Source organism: Psychrobacter sp. GW64-MNA-CIBAN-0177 (assembly GCF_040309585.1).
In the GTDB taxonomy this organism is placed as follows: Bacteria; Pseudomonadota; Gammaproteobacteria; order Pseudomonadales; family Moraxellaceae; genus Psychrobacter; species Psychrobacter okhotskensis.
In genome coordinates this window covers 83,502-101,597 of record NZ_JBEOOY010000005.1, presented here as the reverse complement: position 1 = coordinate 101,597, position 18,096 = coordinate 83,502, and the positions used below count along the sequence as shown (strand labels likewise).

General features: G+C 43.2%; 15 protein-coding genes. 14 read left to right on the top strand and 1 reads right to left on the bottom strand.

Annotation, left to right across the window (positions count from 1 at the left end; translation table 11 throughout):
• The first annotated feature begins 1 nt into the window (after window position 1).
• From ccoO to AAEY79_RS05125, 5 genes are all read left to right on the top strand, one after another.
• A complete protein-coding gene (gene ccoO, locus AAEY79_RS05145; protein ID WP_025651295.1) occupies window positions 2-640 on the top strand; it encodes a cytochrome-c oxidase, cbb3-type subunit II in 639 nt (212 codons plus the stop codon).
• Window positions 640-822 (top strand): CcoQ/FixQ family Cbb3-type cytochrome c oxidase assembly chaperone, encoded by a 183-nt coding sequence (locus AAEY79_RS05140; protein WP_010199605.1) that lies wholly within the window; start codon window positions 640-642, stop codon window positions 820-822. Before ccoO ends, AAEY79_RS05140 begins: the two co-directional genes overlap by 1 nt.
• Entirely contained in the window at window positions 819-1,958 is a 1,140-nt protein-coding gene (gene ccoP / locus AAEY79_RS05135; protein WP_025651296.1) for a cytochrome-c oxidase, cbb3-type subunit III, read from the top strand. Before AAEY79_RS05140 ends, ccoP begins: the two co-directional genes overlap by 4 nt.
• A gap of 507 nt (window positions 1,959-2,465) precedes the next feature.
• On the top strand, window positions 2,466-3,875 hold the full coding sequence (ccoG, locus tag AAEY79_RS05130; protein ID WP_025651007.1) for a cytochrome c oxidase accessory protein CcoG: 1,410 nt from the start codon (window positions 2,466-2,468) through the stop codon (window positions 3,873-3,875).
• Window positions 3,876-4,068: 193 nt separating this feature from the next.
• Entirely contained in the window at window positions 4,069-4,650 is a 582-nt protein-coding gene (locus AAEY79_RS05125) for a FixH family protein (RefSeq protein ID WP_201583925.1), read from the top strand.
• A gap of 125 nt (window positions 4,651-4,775) precedes the next feature.
• Here AAEY79_RS05125 and ttcA read toward each other — a convergent pair whose 3' ends face one another.
• Window positions 4,776-5,879 (bottom strand): tRNA 2-thiocytidine(32) synthetase TtcA, encoded by a 1,104-nt coding sequence (gene ttcA, locus AAEY79_RS05120; RefSeq protein ID WP_407074178.1) that lies wholly within the window; start codon window positions 5,877-5,879, stop codon window positions 4,776-4,778.
• 487 nt (window positions 5,880-6,366) lie between these two features.
• Here ttcA and queC point away from each other — a divergent pair, with 487 nt between their 5' ends.
• The 9 genes from queC (at window position 6,367) to AAEY79_RS05075 (ending at window position 17,791) form a co-directional block, all read left to right on the top strand.
• Window positions 6,367-7,083, top strand: coding sequence for a 7-cyano-7-deazaguanine synthase QueC (gene queC / locus AAEY79_RS05115; protein ID WP_201566633.1), 717 nt, complete (start codon window positions 6,367-6,369; stop codon window positions 7,081-7,083).
• Window positions 7,084-7,596: 513 nt separating this feature from the next.
• Window positions 7,597-7,926: a hypothetical protein gene (locus AAEY79_RS05110; RefSeq protein WP_025651003.1), complete on the top strand. Its 330-nt coding sequence runs from the start codon at window positions 7,597-7,599 to the stop codon at window positions 7,924-7,926.
• A gap of 158 nt (window positions 7,927-8,084) precedes the next feature.
• A complete protein-coding gene (locus AAEY79_RS05105; protein WP_350588102.1) occupies window positions 8,085-8,582 on the top strand; it encodes a peroxiredoxin in 498 nt (165 codons plus the stop codon).
• A 130-nt stretch (window positions 8,583-8,712) separates the two neighbouring features.
• Window positions 8,713-10,209: a dihydrolipoyl dehydrogenase gene (locus AAEY79_RS05100; protein WP_350588103.1), complete on the top strand. Its 1,497-nt coding sequence runs from the start codon at window positions 8,713-8,715 to the stop codon at window positions 10,207-10,209.
• A 116-nt stretch (window positions 10,210-10,325) separates the two neighbouring features.
• Window positions 10,326-11,513: a mechanosensitive ion channel family protein gene (locus tag AAEY79_RS05095; RefSeq protein ID WP_227674993.1), complete on the top strand. Its 1,188-nt coding sequence runs from the start codon at window positions 10,326-10,328 to the stop codon at window positions 11,511-11,513.
• Between the two features lie 257 nt (window positions 11,514-11,770).
• Entirely contained in the window at window positions 11,771-12,298 is a 528-nt protein-coding gene (locus AAEY79_RS05090) for a peroxiredoxin (protein WP_025650999.1), read from the top strand.
• A gap of 684 nt (window positions 12,299-12,982) precedes the next feature.
• Window positions 12,983-15,322 (top strand): bifunctional 23S rRNA (guanine(2069)-N(7))-methyltransferase RlmK/23S rRNA (guanine(2445)-N(2))-methyltransferase RlmL, encoded by a 2,340-nt coding sequence (rlmKL, locus tag AAEY79_RS05085; protein ID WP_201566599.1) that lies wholly within the window; start codon window positions 12,983-12,985, stop codon window positions 15,320-15,322.
• Window positions 15,323-15,848: 526 nt separating this feature from the next.
• Window positions 15,849-16,424: a TerD family protein gene (locus tag AAEY79_RS05080; protein ID WP_025650997.1), complete on the top strand. Its 576-nt coding sequence runs from the start codon at window positions 15,849-15,851 to the stop codon at window positions 16,422-16,424.
• A 299-nt stretch (window positions 16,425-16,723) separates the two neighbouring features.
• Window positions 16,724-17,791 carry a DUF475 domain-containing protein gene (locus AAEY79_RS05075; RefSeq protein ID WP_101210979.1) on the top strand — a complete coding sequence of 356 codons (1,068 nt, stop codon included), beginning with the start codon at window positions 16,724-16,726 and terminating at the stop codon, window positions 17,789-17,791.
• The last annotated feature ends 305 nt before the right edge of the window (window positions 17,792-18,096 follow it).

The window sequence follows — 18,096 nt, the reverse complement described above, 5'->3', positions numbered from 1 at the left end:
CATGGCTGGTACACCGCATGAAATTATTGAAAAAAATACAGGCCTGTTGGTCATCGGTATCGTTATTGCGATTAGTTTTGCAACACTCGTTGAAATCGTACCGCTGATTTATGATAACAAGGGTCCAGAAGACGGTGGTGTGAACGCGCCGCTACCTGCTATGGAGCCATGGACTGCGCTTGAATTCGAAGGTCGTGATATTTATATTCGTGAAGGTTGTCACGTTTGTCACACGCAGATGGTTCGCCCACTACGTGCTGAGGTTGAACGTTATGGACCTTATTCACGCGCTGCTGAATCTACGTGGGATCACCCATTCTTATGGGGCTCAAAACGTACTGGACCAGATCTAGCACGTGTTGGTGGACGCTATTCAGAAGACTGGCAAAAGCAGCATCTTATTGCGCCACGTTCATTAGTTCCTGAGTCTGTGATGCCTGGTTTCCCGTGGCTTGCGACCAATGAGGTGAATGGTACAAACGTTCAAACTAAGATGCGTCTATTCCGTGATCGCTTTGGTGTACCTTACACTGAAGAAGATATCGAAGGTGCTCCTGATGCGGTGCTTGGTGCCACTGAGCTTGATGCTTTGGTCGCCTATCTCCAACAGTTGGGTACTGCAATGGAAGGACAGCGCTAATGGGTATTGGTGAATTACAAACAATTGCGACCGTTTCTGCCTTTGTTGCCTTTGTAGGCGTTGCATGGTGGGCGTATTCGCCAAAAAACAAAAAACGCTTCGAAGAAGATGCACAACTTGCGCTTGATGACGAGGATATAAAGTCTCTGTCTGAAGAGCAGCGCAATAAGGATAAACGATGACATTTTTTTGGAGTTCTTGGATCACTGTATTTAGTTTTGCTTGTTGGCTATTTATTCTTGGCGTCCTTTTGATGGTTCTAAAGTACAAGCCAGAAGTAGAAGAAGACGGTACAACAGGCCATGAATACGATGGCATCCGAGAATACGACAAACCCCTGCCCAAGTGGTGGTTAGTGATATTTTTTGGCTCAATCGTCTGGGGCATCGCTTACTGGGTGTTTTTCCCAGCCATGTTCCCTAAGCATTGGGACGGTATTACCACAGTAGAAGTCGATGGCGAAACGGTACCTTGGACCTCGCACAATGAGCTAAACAGTGAACTTGAACAGAACAACAAAGTATTTACGGATAACTTTGAAAAAAGTATTTTGGTTAAAGCAAACGCTGCCGGAGCTGCTCAAACGCTAGGTACACTCAATGATTTGCAAGCAACAATGCGCCGTAGTGAAACACCACCTGCAGATTTGCAAACGCAGATCGATGGAAAAATTGCAGAGCTTGCGCCTTATGTTGAAAAGCTCTCTGAAAACCCAAATGCGTTGAAAGTTGGTAGCCGTTTGTTCTTACAGAACTGCTCGGTATGCCATGGTTCTAATGCGAAAGGTGCAACGGGTTATCCGAACTTGACTGATAACGACTGGCTGTACGGTGGTGAAGCACAAAACATCTTGACGACGCTACACAATGGCCGCGTTGGTGGTATGCCAGCATGGCGCGATCAGATCGGTGAAGATGGCGTGCGTGCAGCGTCAGAGTATGTACTATCACTATCTGCTAACAACGGTAGCAAAGATAACGGCAAGCTCGATCAAACTTTGGTCGCTCAAGGCAGTGCAATCTTTCAGCAAAATTGTGCCTTGTGCCATGATAAAGATGGTAAAGGAATGATCTCAGCAGGTGCACCTAACTTGACTGATAATATCTGGCTGTATGGCGGCGATCGCGAAACGGTACGAAATACACTACGTTATGGTCGTGCTGGTGTTATGCCGCAGTGGGAAACCAAGCTAGGTAATGAGCGTATCATGCTACTTGCTGCTTATATTTACTCTTTATCAGACAAGCCCGCTAAAGCCGCTCAAGCGCTACCAGTTACTGCTACTGCGCCGAACGAAGCAGCAGCTACTGTTAACTAAGATTGATTTAGTCATTCTTGATACGATAAATGGATAAGATAGAAAAAAGGGAGGACTGTTATTGCAGTTCTCCCTTTTGTTTGGCTGTTGTGCTAAAGGTGTTGAGTTAATGACCTCATTATCCTTGTCATGATATTCGCTTTATTTGGCCAATGACTTGCACTTGCACCTCTATGCCGACCAGTTTATTTTATATCACTACATGACATTTATTATTCTTATATAATGATTGTGTTTTAACATTATCACCCCATTTATAGTAGGGAGAATGTTAAAATAGCAAAACTTAAACACCACTTATCTGTCGCTATTTTTAGTATGAGTGGTTCAATCGTAATTGGCTATTTACAATCGCTCATTTGGTAGCAGGGTTCGCTGTTTTTTACAGTGATTATCCTACTCAGCTACTTACTGACATTGATAACATCGCACATTCCAACATCTTTTTATTATAGGTGTTTGTTCATCATGCCAGCAGACTGATTCTTTTTTTAAAGAGGCACGTTTATGTCAGCACAACAATCTAATAAAATCCCCGTACAGCAGGTCGATCTTGATGCGACCAAGCAACGCGTGCACCCGAGGTTTGTCACAGGTTTTTATCAAAATATCCGCGTCGTTAGTATGTATGCCTTTTTGGCGCTGTTTTTGTTACTGCCGTGGCTGCGCTATAATGATAGACAAGCAATATGGTTTGATGTGCCCTCGCAGCATTACTATATTTTTGGCATGACGTTTTTGACCCAAGATTTTTATTTTATTGCAGCATTTGCCATTATTGCCGCGTTTACGCTGTTTATGGTGACGGTATATGCAGGACGCGTTTGGTGTGGTTACGCCTGTCCTCAAACGATATGGACCCATCTATACCAATATGTTGAAAAATGGGTAATTGGCGATCGCAATAAGCGTATGAAGTTTGATAAATCGCCGATGAGTGCGAGCAAAGTCTTCAAACGCACTGTCGTCTATGCGATTTGGTTTTTGCTTTCTGTGATTACAGCAGCGACCTTTGTTAGTTATGTAGCTGGGACAGATTCTCTATATCATAGCTGGCAGTCAATAGGAATGATTCCTTTCCCTGACTGGCCAACGTGGGTATGGGTCTCAATGTTTATCTTTACCTTTGCTACTTATGCCAATGCAGGCTATATGCGTGAGCAGATGTGTGTACAGATTTGTCCCTATGGCCGCTTTCAAAGTGTGATGTTTGATAAAGACACATTAATCGTATCTTATGATTATGAACGCGGTGAGCCGCGCGGTGCCCGTAAAAAAGGCACAAACCCAGAGCACTTAGGCGACTGCATTGAATGCACCATGTGTGTGCAGGTCTGCCCTACTGGTATCGATATTCGTGATGGCCTGCAAGTCGGCTGTATTCAGTGTGCGGCTTGTATCGATGCCTGTAACGAAGTGATGGACAAGGTCGGCTATCCGCGTGGCCTGATTCGTTATACGACCGAACGTCAGCTAGCAGAAAAAGAGCCAAGCCGCGTACTGCGCCCACGACTATTTGCTTATTTGACATTATTAGCCGTACTATGTGGCGGTGTGATATATGCGTTAACCGATCGCGTGCCGCTAGAGATTGATATACGTCGTGATCGTAACCAGTTATCATCTATCAATACCCAAGGCATGATCGAAAACAGCTATATCGTCAAGCTAACCAACAAAACCCAAGAGCCTCACAGTTATAAAATAACGCTCGCCCCGCAAGAGGGTCTGAGTTTAGAGCTGCGCTTCAACGATGTACCCTTAGAAGCAGGCGAAAGCTTCGATATGCCTGTCAGTATTTATGGTGATCCTGATGTGATTGAATTTGGTCAAACGCCAGTGACGTTAAATGTGACCAGTGAAGACGGTAAGTACAATGTCAGTAAGCAAAACGTCTTTACGACTCAAGGTCAGTAATTCATCACTGAACTGATTATTTAGTTTCCTTTATGTCATTCGGTAGTCAGCGACTTTGAGAGTCAAAGACTATCGAATAAATGTTTTACCATTAAACTGGTAGCGCTTAGCCGCCAAATTATCCGTTGATACCATTTGTAGATGTCTAATGAACAGCTATCTATTGATTGCGTATCTGATGCATAGGTATTTTATGTCTACTCCAGCACCGAACTTTAAACATCAAGATACTCAGCCATGGTACAAGAATTACATGGTCGTTATCTTTGTGATTGGCATGCCTGCTGCGGTCGTGATCGCTTGTATTTGGTTTGTTTATTACTCTTACCAGATCCGTGATAGCGTGGTACGTGACGACTGGTATATGGATGGCAAAACGCTCTATCATGATGTCTCTCGTGACAAGCTCACGTATGATTTAGACTTGCATGGACAAATGCAGTTTGCAGAAAATGGCGATATTGTGTTTTATCTTAACTACCCTGAACAAAGCGTCCAGTCAGGCAAGCTGTTAAATGGTACGCCACTTACCTATCCTGATACGTTAGAGCTTTCTATTTCTCATGCAACGGATATCAAAAAAGACCGCGACGTTGTCCTTAAGCATGTTGAGGGCAATAAATACAGCGCACAAGTCGATATTGATTCGGTAAAAGCCAAGTATTACCTACAGGTTAGCAACGACGGTAAAGATGATTGGCGTATGCAAGATGTCGCAAAACTGCCTCGTTCAAAGGTCAGCTTTGACCCACTACCAGTTTTTGCTAAAAGTTAATGCTGTTAATAGCATCCAGACATAAAAAAACCAGCCACTCGTCAGAGATCGGCTGGTTTTTTTGAGCTATTTAGTATTCTACTAATTAATAGGTACTATTTAATCTCGTACTAACTTATAAACTACTAAATCACTGGGTTAATCGTTGGAATTTTCTGCGCTTTGCGCTCGTTTTGCGCGGCTTTATCCGTCTCTGTAGAATAAGGCTTGTCACTAGCGAACTTAGGATTGAACGTTTGCGTCCTTGGCGATACAGGTAAACCAATCTCAGCCAAGCTATCTGTCTGCCCGGCTTGAATATTGTCGCCTTCAAATAAACGCTCATCGTTATCACGGTCGAGACTTAAGTGTTCAAAATCGAATAACTCACGGTCTGCTAATTGTGAAGGAGCAACGTTTTGCATGGCCTTAAAGATAGAGGCCAAACGCTGCGGATGAGCATTATCCCATTCGCGTAGCATGTCATTAATAATAGCGCGCTGTAGATTGGTCTGGCTACCACATAAGTTGCACGGGATAATCGGAAACGCTTTGAGGCGTGCGTATTCAATGATGTCTTTTTCTTCAACGTATGCCAAAGGGCGAATGAGCATGTTTTGCTTGTCGTCGCTGAGCAATTTTGGCGGCATCGATTTTAGCGCGCCGCCATGAAATAAGTTCAAAAAGAAAGTCGTGAGCATGTCGTCACGGTGATGACCAAGGGCAATTTTGGTCGCGCCAATCTGCTTGGCAAAACCGTATAACGAGCCACGACGCAAACGCGAACATGCTGAGCAATAAGTCTTGCCTTCTGGCACCACGCTTTTGACGATACTATAAGTATCTTTTTCTAAAATATAATGAGCAATGCCCTGCTCGTTCAGATACGCTGGCAAAATATCCTCAGGATAACCGGGCTGCTTTTGATCAAGGTTGACCGCGACGATATCAAAGTTGATCGGCGCAATACGTTTTAGCAGCAATAAAATATCAAGCAATGTATAACTGTCCTTACCACCTGACACGCAAACCATCACCACATCGCCATCTTCAATCATATTGAAGTCACGAATCGCCCAAGATACTTGGCGGCGCAGCTTTTTTTGTAGTTTGCGAAATATCGCTGTTTCTGTCAGTGCTTGTTCGTCAGCCAATTGCTCAGCACTGCCATAGTCAACACCAGCATGCTCACTATCAGCTGCCACGTCCATAGCATCATTGAGCTCGTCGTTCACCTCATCGTATTCCATACTATGTCTATCAGTCTCTAAAGAATGATTATCGAAGTCAGCATTGGTAGACAACTCGTTAAATTGAGGAGGGAATGTTGGTGTAAACAAGGTCGCTGCGGTCATAAATTACTCAATATCTTTGCAAGGATGATGTGACTATAATGATGTGACTATAAAGCAAGCTATAAAACAGAAGGCGTCTCAATATTAATAGTGACACACGAGTGAGACGCTAAAAGCCGCAGCGATTATAACAAAAATCACTAAGGTATTGAAAAGATGAGGCTAAATTATTAGCATAAATGCTATCGTTGTGGGCAAACAATCATAGAATGTAGTGAAAATCGATGCGAGGAACAAAATCTTATCGCCTTTATGGTTCTGTAATAGCCGTATTTTTGCTAAAATAGCCGTTTTTCGCCAATCAATAATAGACAACACTATGACTAACGCTACCACACCAGCCAACGCCCAAAATCAAACAGCCGATGAGCGCTTAACAACACTGCATAAAAGCCAAAATGCTGTTGTGCTACTGTCTGGTGGTCTCGATTCAGTGACTTGCTTATATTGGGCCAAGGCGCGTTATGCGTCGGTTACTGCGGTCAGCTTCAACTATGGTCAGCGTCACAATAGTGAGCTTGTCGCCGCAAAAAGTATCGCAGAAACAGCCGCGGTCAATCATCGTGTTATCGATATTGATATCGCTCAGTTGGGCGGCTCATCATTGACCGATCACAGCATGATCGTTCCTGACGGAGATGCAGAGAAGTTCCCTAATAAGAAACGCGATGAGATTGATAACGATGCCATTCCAAACACTTATGTGCCTGCACGCAATACCATATTCTTATCTTATGCCCTAGCCGTCGCTGAAGTCATCGATGCCAACCATATCGTCATTGGCGTCAGCTCAGTCGACTATTCTGGCTATCCAGATTGTCGCCCTGAATACATCGCCGCTTTTGAGCACATGGCGAATCTAGCGACTAAAGCGGGTGTGACTGGTCATCATCTAACCATTCAGACGCCATTGCAGCAGTTATCCAAAGCGAAGACCATTGAGCTTGGGCTGTCATTGGGTGTCGATTATGGCCAGACGATTTCTTGCTACCAAGCCGATGCCAACGGTCTTGCCTGCGGCGTTTGCGACAGCTGCACCTTACGTCGTCAAGGGTTTGCCAAAGCAGGTGTCGCTGATCCCACCCATTATCAATCTTAGCGCTTGGATTGGTTATATGGGTTATATGGGTTATAGCAGGTCAATATAAAAAAGATACAGCGTGACTGATATAAATTTTTTGCCGCCTCTGTCTGCGTAGGCACAGCAAGCAAGAAAAATTTGTAACAGTCACGCACCTTCATGTTGTGTCTCTACTCTATTTAGTATCGACTATATACAACCAAAGCATTTGTAAATTGGTACGGTGATAACCTCGCATGATTTACTATTGTCATATCTGTGCTCAGTTGCTTTGTACTGACTTAAAATTGCCTCGACTATAGCAGCGGACGCTATGACTAAACATTAGCGAAACATTCGCTTGCATTAACACAGCACGCCGCCGTTGTATTTTAATTGTGATACTTGCTATGGTATGAACGATTATATTTGTCATTAAATAGACAAATGGTAGAGAAAAAGTGCTATTTATCTCCATTTTTTATCTACCGTCATTTTATTTTGCTCTGCGTAAAAATCTACAAAATTGCCGCCACCTTTGAGAGGATATTTATGAAGTTATTGCCCGTATTACCCCTAGCCCTCGCTGCGCTGTTTGCCATGCCACAAGCCAATGCTATCGATATTAAGCAAAACAATATCAATACTTGCGTGAGCGGTGCCGTCAAGTATAAAGTCGCTGACAAGAGCAACGCGACCAAGCTATGCAATTGCACTATTGATGTCCGTAGCAACATGACAATCGGTCAAATGTGGGAAATTGAGAGCTATGCCCAAGACAAAAAAGACCCGTCAGGCCTACCCTATGTAAAGAAAATGCAAAAAGACTTGCAGCAATGCACTGTTGGCCTAGACTTAAAGCAACCACAAAAACCTGCATAAGCAATAAATGGGTTAATACAAAAAAGACTGGCAATGACCAGTCTTTTTTGTTGCGAATGAATAAGTGAAGTGTAAAACTGAGTATTTATTTCTGCTAATCTGCCTATAATAAGACCACCATAATCTAAAAAAACCATAAAACAACTAAGGATTTTACCATGGCTAAGCCAACCACAGAGACTATTGCCCTGCCCGACTTTCCAGTGACGATGGTACGTGAGCTAGATGGTCATTTTATTCATGACGATATTAGCTTAAAAGACTTGGTTGCGCATACTAACAAAGGACTGATTCTTTATTTTTATCCAAAAGACAATACTCCAGGTTGCACCACACAAGCGACAGAGTTCACAGCGCACATTAATGATTTTGATGGCTTAGGCTATGATATCGTTGGGGTGTCCCGCGATAGTGCCGAATCTCATGAAAAATTTATCGCAAAATATGATTTACAGATTCCACTGATCAGTGATAACGACGAAGAGCTATGCCAGTACTTTGACGTCATTAAAGAAAAGAACATGTACGGTAAGATTACGTTAGGTCTGGTACGCTCGGCCTTCGTATTTGACAAAGACGGCAATCTTACTCATGCGCAGCGTAATCTACGTGCTAAAGACTATACCGAGCGCTTACTGACGATGTTAGCGCCATAACTTTTATTATGGTTATTGGCACTAACATCGTCATAGAATAGCGCTTATTGAGACGCTAAGCACAAACGATTAAAAGCCAACATCTTATCAGTCACTCACATCATATAAAATATAACTATTTGAGAATAATATGAATAACCAGTCAGACAGCACTGCCGCTAGTACATACCATCAAGTCACGCGCAAGGTATCGGTTGCCGTCATTGGCGCAGGGACAGCAGGACAGAATGCCTTTCGCCAAGCCAGTAAAACCAAAGATGATATCGTCATTATTAATGATGGCTTTTGGACGACCACCTGTATTGCGGTCGGTTGTATGCCCAGCAAACTGCTCATTGCCGCAGCCGACCGCGCTCATGATGCCAATCACTCTGCGGAATTTGGGATTCATGGCAGCGCTCAGATAAATGGCAAACAAGTCATGGAACGCGTCCGCACTGAACGCAGTCATTTTGAAAGCTATATTGAAAAACAAGTCGATAGCTGGCCTGACCACAAAAAAATAGCGGGTCGCGCTCATATCAATGAGCAAGGTCTCATTGAGGTCAATGACGAGGTGATTGAAGCAGATAAAATCATCGTGGCTACTGGCAGCTCTCCTTTTATTCCAGAAGGTTGGAATGATAAGTTGGGCGACACTTTACTGACGTCTGATACGGTTTTTGAGCTACCAGATTTACCAAAATCTATGGCGGTGGTTGGCGCTGGTGCTATTGGTTTAGAGCTTGCACAAGCATTTAATCGCTTGGGTGTAGAGGTGACACTATTTAACCGTGTTAAAAAAGTAGCCGGACTGAAAGACTCAGACATTAGCAATAAAGCCATCGACTGTTTAAGCCGTGAGCTGACGATGCATTTGGGCAGTAAAATCAAAGATATTGGCACGCAGGCGGCTGAAGGTAGTCAAGGAGCACTCGCCTTTATTGATTATGAAGACAGCGCAGGTGAGACACAGCAGTGGCAAGGTGAATATGTACTGGTCGCGACGGGTCGCCGTAATAATATTGAGCAGCTAGGCGTTGAAAACCTAGGGGTTGAGCTTGATGACAAAAATCGCCCAAAGAATCTGAGTAAAAAGACCGGTCAAATTGGTGATTTAAATGTCTTTATCGTTGGCGATGCCAATGCCCATATTCCACTGCTGCATGTGGCCAGTGATGAAGGATTTAGTGCGGGCAATATGGTCTGCGACAATGTAAAAAATGCTCATATTCGCCCACCAGCCGTACCCTTCTCTATCGTATTTTGTTCGCCACAAATCATCAACGTCGGTAAGTCTCTCCCCGAAATAGAGGAAGATGAAGAGCTCGAACACGTGATTGGCAGCGTGAGCTTCGACAATCAAGGACGCAGCCGAGTCATGGGCGTCAACTGTGGCCTGCTACATATCTATGGCTGCAAAAAAACAGACAGAATCCTAGGTGCGAGCATGGTCGGTCCCGATGCCGAATATATCGGTCATATATTGGCGGTTGCTATCACCAATGACTTAAGTATCAAACAATTACTGGACACGCCTTTTTATCATCCGACTATCCTAGAAGGTTTGCGTACCGCGCTACGCGATGTCCAACACAAAATGAAGATACCTTTTCAGTCTCAGGACACTCAAGAAAGCACTTCTTAATGCCCAAAACAGTAGCGCTTTTAAACATTATGCTTAGTACCAATCTTCGCTCATGTCGTGTTGTATTGATTGTCACGACTTGAGGTCATCTAAAAACACTTTGCATGGACGACACAATGGCAATCGCTAGTATTACCGAGTTTTTTCAAGAGATCATTCGTGACTTACATACTAGCCTTTACCTTGCTCTCGGCGGCTCAATCGATGAGGAGTCATTCGATTGGACGTCGCAAGCGGTAGAGCTGACCAGCACGGGTATTAAAATCCTGATACTGCTTGCGGTATTAGGGTTTTTTTATTGGTTGGCTATTTATATTGTCAAAAAAAGCAAATCCCGAATCCGTCTGAATGAACGCCGGTCAAAAATCGTGCGCTCAGTCTTGCGTTATATCTGGATCGTTGCCAGCTTGATTGCCATTATGAGTCAGATTAGCTTTGAACCAGAGACGATCAAAGCCACGGCTAAGGCCAGTACTTGGGCGGGCATCTATTACGTGCTGTGGACGTCTTCTGGACAAATCATTCACAAAGTATTGCAGCATTACGGCCTCAATGCCTCTATTGAGCAGCTGCTTAAAAACATCTTGTCGGTATTATTGTTGGTATTGGGGCTTGCCAGCGTCATGGCGCAGTTTGGCTTTGATATTGTGTCTTTAGTAGCAGGTCTCGGTATCGCTGGTTTAGCAGTTGGTTTTGCTGCCCAATCGACGCTCGCCAACTTTATCGCTGGTATTACGATCTTGCTTGAGCAGTCCTTTCAAGTAGGCGACTGGGTCAATATCAACGATAATGAAGGTCGTGTGGTGGTGATTGCCCTACGTACTACTCACGTTTTGACTCGAGACAACATCACTGTCATTATTCCAAACTCCAACGTCGCCTCCTCTGAGGTAACCAATCTAACCTCAAAAAACTTTATCCGCTTTGATGTCCGTGTGCGTATTGCGTTTGAAGATGACATTGATAACGCCCGCAAAGAGATTTTGCAGGTACTTACCGACAATGACGTGGTGCTTAATCGTCCTGAAACCTCAGCAACCGTCGATGAAATTGGCGAATATGGGGTATTCTTTATCGTGCGTTTTTGGGTAAAACCGGCCGCTGTTGCGCGTATGCCCAAGATTAAAGAAGGTCTAAGAGAAGATATCAAGCGTGCCTTTGATGCGGCCAATATATCCACCCCTTATCCGCATATGCGCCTGCTGATGCCAAAAGACGTGGATTATCCTATCGCGACCAAACCTTTTGCGACTACAACGCAGGTAGTATCAGAAAAACTACCGCTAACCAAGGGTAATAAATAACGTTTATTAAGGGGTGTCCCTAATCTGGAAACGTAAGCTCAAAAGCTTTAAGCGACAGAAACCACTCCAAACATGGCTCTCTAGAATATGGCCAAAGCAGCTAGCGTAGCTTGCAAAGTCTAAAAAAATCTCATATAGTTTGATACCTTATATAGCAAATATCAGCTTAAAAATTTGCTTATGGATTGCTATAACTATTATCATATAAATGAAGTGTTTTAAAAACAAAAAGACAATAACCTAAATAGGAGTAAATAATGATTACCCATGTACCTGATGTGACTTTCAAAACCCGTGTTCGTGATGAATCTATCGAAGGAGACAACCCATTTAAATGGCAAGACTTAACCACAGATGAGCTATTTGCCAATAAAAAAGTGGTCGTGTTCTCACTACCAGGTGCCTTTACGCCAACCTGTTCGACCAGCCATCTACCTCGTTATGAAGCGCTTTACGATGAGTTTAAGGCGTTAGGCGTAGATGAAATCGTTTGCATTTCTGTCAATGACGCCTTTGTCATGTATCAATGGGGCCTAAAGCAAAACCGTGAAAATGTTTTCTTGCTTCCTGATGGTAATGGTGAGTTCACTCGTAAAATGGGCATGCTTGTTGATAAGAGTAATCTTGGCTTTGGTATGCGCTCATGGCGTTATTCGATGCTTGTCGACAACAAAGCCATCAAAAAAGTGTTTAAGGAACCTAATTTTGGTGACAACTGCCCAATAGACCCATTTGAAGTATCAGATGCAGACACCATGTTAGATTATTTAAAAAGTAATGCTTAATCACAACACTTAAGTACATTGGCTCTTGAATAGTATTATCAGGCGTCTATAAAGGCTCAAATACTAAGGCTCGAATACTGTCGAACTGCGTAGTCCTTGAACATAAGGGCTACGCAGTTTTTTTATGGTTCTTTACAAGAACCTCTATCGCTGAGCGGTGTTATTTTCCTCATTTGACTGCAATTTATCTCATATTTATTACCATTTTCAAAATGAGAACATGCTTCAGATTAAAAACCAATAATGAGCCATTTTTTTTAGTCTGACGCTATAGCCAAAATATCCTAAAAACACGACGGTATTGCTGATATCAATTTTTTGTAGCCTCTGTCGGCGCAGGCACAGCAAGCAAGAAAAATGGATATCAGCAGTGCATGATGTATCTGTATGACTTTTCACTCACTATAGATATAGTCAGAGCACTTTTAAACCGCTACGGTGTTATCCGCCCTAGATGTACTCGATGTACTATCTGCGGTCAGTCGCCTTATAGCGATTCTAAAACTCCTTGACTATAGTACTGATTTTAATAACGCCTTAACGCCAAAATTTTAAACACCATCTTTTAATCAAAGCCACTTAAACCATCCATAGCGTAATTATGGTAAAATTGACGGTTAAACATCTTATCTTATGATGTGCCTTATTTATCAATATTTATCAATTTAGCCCACAGGTATCCGTATGACCGAAACAACCGCGCCAGCCCTTGCCGCCGCATCTTCACCAGCGTTGTCAGAAGCACTTTCACCAGCGCTCTCAGCAGAGTTGTCACTTGAGCTGATTATCACTTGTGCTGATGGGCTTGAGGCACCGCTACAGACTGAGCTGACGAGTTTTGGTATTGCAAGTGACATCAAAAGTACCGGCCGTCTGACCGTTACGGGTACATTGCGTGATCTCTATACGATTTGTCTGTGGTCGCGAGTGGCATCGCGGGTATTGATGCTGATTAAACGCAGAAATATTAATGCCGAGTATGATGTGGCAGAGCAGCTTTATGGCTTAGCGAAGTCGGTCAATTGGACGGAGCAGTTTAAACTTGAGCAAACCTTTGCCATTCGTCTGTCTGTCGACAAACGCGTCGCTGTCAGCCAGCAGTTTGCCATGCTACGTATCAAAGATGCGATTGCTGATACCTTTAATGAAGTTTATGACAGCCGCCCTAACGTCGATAGCAAGCACCCAGATTTTGCTATTTTCGCGACCGTTAATGACAAGCAAGCCGAATTGTATTTAGATTTATCAGGTACTAGCTTGCATCGCCGTGGTTATCGCGTGGCAATGACTGAAGCGCCCCTCAAAGAAAACTTGGCAGCAGCTTTGCTCTATAGTGCAGGTTGGCATAAGAAGAACGACGCTGGCGATGCACCTTTTTATAATGCGTTAATCGATCCAATGTGTGGCTCAGGCACCTTTATTATTGAAGCACTACTCATGCATTGTGATTACGCAGTGGGTATTGATAAAGCCGCCAATCAATTTGGCTTTTATCAATGGCAGCATCATGATGATGCGTTATGGCAACAGATGATTGATGATGCCCAAACACGCTTCCGCGAAGCCTTAGCAATTGCTAACGAGCAGCCAGATACCCTACCACTAATCTTGGGTTATGATGCGGATAGTGGCGCGATTCTCGCCACAGAAAAAAACCTGATTGCCGCTGGCCTACAAGACTTGCTACCGCTACTCGACATCGAAACACGCGCACTTGACCGTCTAAGCAGTGTGCTAAAGCCGTTGGTCGATGATGGTCGATTGAGCAATCCTCTAATTATCACCAACCCACCTTATGGTGAGCGTTTGGGTGATGAAGAGATGATTAAGCCATTGTATCAAGCGATTGGGCTTATTCTGCAAGACAGCTTTGCCGGTAGCGGCATTGATCCGATGCTTGGTATATTGGCCTCTCATGTCGAGCAAGTCGATATCTTGCCGATTAAAGAGCCAAAAACCTTACGCTGTCATAATGGTGCCATTACCGTTTATTTCCGCTATGGCACGTTGATTGCTGGGCAAACAGGCAATCTTGTGAGCCGTTTTGAAAAGCGTGAGATTGAAGTAGAAGACGGTCAAGATTTTATTAACCGCCTACAAAAAAATCTTGCCAAGCTAAAAAAACTGGCTAAAAAAGACAATGTCAGTAATATCCGTGTCTATGACGCTGACCTGCCAGATTTTAAAGTGGCTATCGACTTATATGGTGACTACGCGCACGTGCAAGAATATGCACCGCCGAAAACCATACCACCCGAGACCGCCAAAAAACGCTTTAATCTAGCTTTGATGGGTATTCGTGAAGTGTTCGATATTAACCGCGAACAAATCTTTATCAAAACTCGGGCACGCCAATCTGGTAATGATCAATATAGCAAACAGAACACCACAGAAAGGCGCGGCAAGTTTCATGTCGCTCGCGAAGATGGTGCATATTTCTACGTCAACTTTACCGATTATCTCGATACCGGTTTGTTTATTGACCATCGTAATATGCGCGCACGGATTAAAGACAACAGTCGTAATAAATCAGTACTGAATTTATTTGCTTATACCTGTACGGCAAGTGTGCATGCGGCATTGGCGGGTGCCAAAAAAGTCACCAGCGTTGACTTGTCACAGAACTATCTCGATTGGGGTAAGCAAAACTTTGTGCTCAACGGTTTGGACGTCAGCCGCAATAAATATCAATTCGTTGCTGCCGATATCTTTGAGTGGATTAAGGAAAATACCGAGCAATTCGATATTATCTTTATCGATCCACCGACCTTTTCAAACTCGAAAAAGTTCCAAGGTACTTTTGATGTGCAGCGAGATCATGCTGCTATTATTAATCGCGCGATGAATCGCTTAACCGCTGATGGCGTCTTATATTTCTCAAACAACTTTACCCGTTTTGAGCTCGATGAGCAATTAATCGAGCGCTATGACATCGTTGATATCACACAAAAAACCATTGGCTTCGATTTTAATATCAAAAAGCCGATTCATCAAAGTTTTGAGATTCGTCATCGTCAAGGGTAAATGAAAGCCTTGCAACCCTTCTAACGCTCAGTAAAATGACCAAATTTTATTTAAAAACAATAATGACTCAATCTACTTTGATTGGGTCATTTTTTGTTGTTATGATAGAGCGTGATTAAGCGTTGGTCTCGGGATAATTCTGACTCTAGTAACGCTTTTACTTCTATAAAATTAGGGTTTGTTGAACATTCAAATATTAGGACTGCTGATCGCTAAAATCGTCCCAAACCTTTTATCAAATCAGGCGTAAACCGACGATAATGTCGAGACCTTAGCTAGGTTTACAACAACGTTTGGGGTGATTTCAGTATCAGCCTTTCAGGGCAGGGCTATTTTTTGCCAATACATGGCGAAATTATCTAACCTAGAATGACTAGGCGTCAAAAATTTCACTGCGTATTGTCTAAAAAATAGCCACTGCCAGTACCACATTTGAATGTTCAACAAACCCTAATATCAAACTTTCAAAAAAAACGTTTAATTTACTCTAATAACTTTAATTTACTCTAATAACAAGGACAGCCCCATGGCTTTATCACTTAATAAAGGCGGTAACTTATCGCTAACGAAAACTGACCCAAATTTAACCAAGTTGCTTATTGGTCTTGGTTGGGATGAGCGCGCAACCTCTGGTGCTGAGTTTGATCTTGATGCCAGTGTATTTTTGCTTAGCACCGCAGGCAAAGTGCGCGGCGATCATGACTTTATCTTTTACAACCAACTCAAATCTGACAATGGCGCGGTTGAGCATACTGGTGATAACCGTACGGGCGAAGGCGACGGTGATGATGAAGTCGTCAAAGTAAACCTCACCCAAGTACCTGCTGATGTCGACAAAATCGTCGTCACTGTCACTATCCATGATGCAGCGGCTCGCAGTCAAAACTTTGGTCAAGTAGCCAACGCTTTTATTCGCGTCGTTAATGAAGAAACCGGCACCGAAGTGGTACGTTTTGATTTGGCAGAAGATTACTCTGTTGAGACCGCGATGGTATTTGGTGAAGTCTATCGCCATAACGGTGAGTGGAAATTCCGCGCCGTTGGTCAAGGCTACTCTGGTGGCTTGCAAGCCATGTGTCAGCAATACGGCGTTGATATCTAAAGCCGTATTTAGGTTGGTATCGTCATCATGGTTGGGATGATTAGCAAGACTAAAACCAGCGTTTAAAGCAGCTTTATTAGCCAGTTATACAAAATAATTTTATGGGCGAATTATCGAGTAACTTTACAACGTACTTTTAGTTGCAAAATAGCCACAATTATTGATAGCCAAACGACCAATAATGCTTTATGTTTCGTTTAAAATTATGCACTAAGAAGTGGTTAGCAATAGCCACTTTTTTTGTGGTTTGAGTCTATAATAGACCGACCTTAGCTTTACGCAACCAGACAGGATGTGTCATGAGACATTTTTATTTAGACTTTATCTTCACGGCCATTGCCTTAGCGGTCGCGGCGTGGTGGGGATATTCACATGGTGGTATGGGCGGCTTGATAACCACCCTATCTATTACTGCTATTTTGGCCGTCATGGAGATTTCATTATCATTTGATAATGCGGTGGTCAACGCCTCAGTCCTCAAAGGCTGGGATGAGTTTTGGAAAAAGATATTTTTAACGGTTGGTATTTTAGTTGCTGTATTTGGTATGCGCTTGGTATTCCCTATCGTTATCGTTGCGGTTACTGCTGACTTGGGTATTATGCAAGTGGTCGACCTAGCGTTAAACGATCCTAAAGAATATTCAGCCAGATTATTGGCGCATCATGCTGAAATCTCAGCATTTGGTGGTATCTTCTTATTACTGGTGTTCTTGAACTTTATCTTTGACGATAAAGAAGTACATTGGTTTGATTGGCTTGAGAGCCGTTTGGCAAAACTGGGTAAAGTCGATGCCATGAGTGTGTTTGTGGCGCTTATCGTGTTGATGATTGCGGTATCATTTGCTAACCCTGAGCAGTCAGCAGCGGTATTGATTGCAGGCGTATGGGGTATCTTGGTATACCTTGGCGTACAAGTGGTTTCGGGTATGCTTGAAGGTGACCTTGAAGCAGATTTAGAAAATGAAGAAAATGGCTCGGGCGCTGCGGCGACCAGCGCGATTATGAAAGGCGGTATTATCGGCTTCTTATATCTAGAAGTTCTTGATGCTTCATTCAGTTTCGATGGCGTGATTGGCGCATTTGCGATTACCAATGACGTTATCGTTATTATGCTGGGTCTAGCAATCGGTGCGATGTTTGTGCGTTCGATGACGATATTCTTAGTCGATAAAGGCACGCTTGATGAGTTTGTTTACCTTGAGCATGGCGCGCATTATGCTATCGGTGCTTTAGCGATTATCATGCTATTGTCAGTGAAATTCCATGTGCCAGAAATTATCACTGGTCTGATTGGTATTGCCTTTATTGGTTGGGCGTTCGTGGCCTCACTCAATTATCGCAAGCAAGAAGCAAAATCGATTAGCTGATAAACTGCAAGTTTGAAGCGTAGTAAGCATCATATTGTTTTAATGACAGGTTATACCAAAAAGTTGGTATAACCTGTTTTCGTTTATGAGCATTCTTTATTTACGGCATGCAACTTTTACAAAGTATTTTAGCTGCTTATCGCCCTGCTCTTTGGTTAATTACTGGCGATTGGTAAAATACTTTGCGATAACAATATCTTAACCACTGTTGCTCAGTTTGTTAAAAAGTATCAGAGTTACAGCACTGATATGTCCCTTAGTAACCATCTAGTAAGCGCACAAAATAGACCTTGCTTAGTGAGCAC

What these genes read in the sequence shown, in the direction of transcription:
- ccoO (WP_025651295.1), top strand. Translation starts at nt 2, where the DNA reads ATGGCTGGTACACCGCATGAAATTATTGAAAAAAATACAGGCCTGTTG.
- AAEY79_RS05140 (WP_010199605.1), top strand. Translation starts at nt 640, where the DNA reads ATGGGTATTGGTGAATTACAAACAATTGCGACCGTTTCTGCCTTTGTT.
- ccoP (WP_025651296.1), top strand. Translation starts at nt 819, where the DNA reads ATGACATTTTTTTGGAGTTCTTGGATCACTGTATTTAGTTTTGCTTGT.
- ccoG (WP_025651007.1), top strand. Translation starts at nt 2,466, where the DNA reads ATGTCAGCACAACAATCTAATAAAATCCCCGTACAGCAGGTCGATCTT.
- AAEY79_RS05125 (WP_201583925.1), top strand. Translation starts at nt 4,069, where the DNA reads ATGTCTACTCCAGCACCGAACTTTAAACATCAAGATACTCAGCCATGG.
- ttcA (WP_407074178.1), bottom strand. Translation starts at nt 5,879, where the DNA reads ATGGAATACGATGAGGTGAACGACGAGCTCAATGATGCTATGGACGTG.
- AAEY79_RS05110 (WP_025651003.1), top strand. Translation starts at nt 7,597, where the DNA reads ATGAAGTTATTGCCCGTATTACCCCTAGCCCTCGCTGCGCTGTTTGCC.
- AAEY79_RS05105 (WP_350588102.1), top strand. Translation starts at nt 8,085, where the DNA reads ATGGCTAAGCCAACCACAGAGACTATTGCCCTGCCCGACTTTCCAGTG.
- AAEY79_RS05100 (WP_350588103.1), top strand. Translation starts at nt 8,713, where the DNA reads ATGAATAACCAGTCAGACAGCACTGCCGCTAGTACATACCATCAAGTC.
- AAEY79_RS05095 (WP_227674993.1), top strand. Translation starts at nt 10,326, where the DNA reads ATGGCAATCGCTAGTATTACCGAGTTTTTTCAAGAGATCATTCGTGAC.
- AAEY79_RS05090 (WP_025650999.1), top strand. Translation starts at nt 11,771, where the DNA reads ATGATTACCCATGTACCTGATGTGACTTTCAAAACCCGTGTTCGTGAT.
- rlmKL (WP_201566599.1), top strand. Translation starts at nt 12,983, where the DNA reads ATGACCGAAACAACCGCGCCAGCCCTTGCCGCCGCATCTTCACCAGCG.
- AAEY79_RS05080 (WP_025650997.1), top strand. Translation starts at nt 15,849, where the DNA reads ATGGCTTTATCACTTAATAAAGGCGGTAACTTATCGCTAACGAAAACT.
- AAEY79_RS05075 (WP_101210979.1), top strand. Translation starts at nt 16,724, where the DNA reads ATGAGACATTTTTATTTAGACTTTATCTTCACGGCCATTGCCTTAGCG.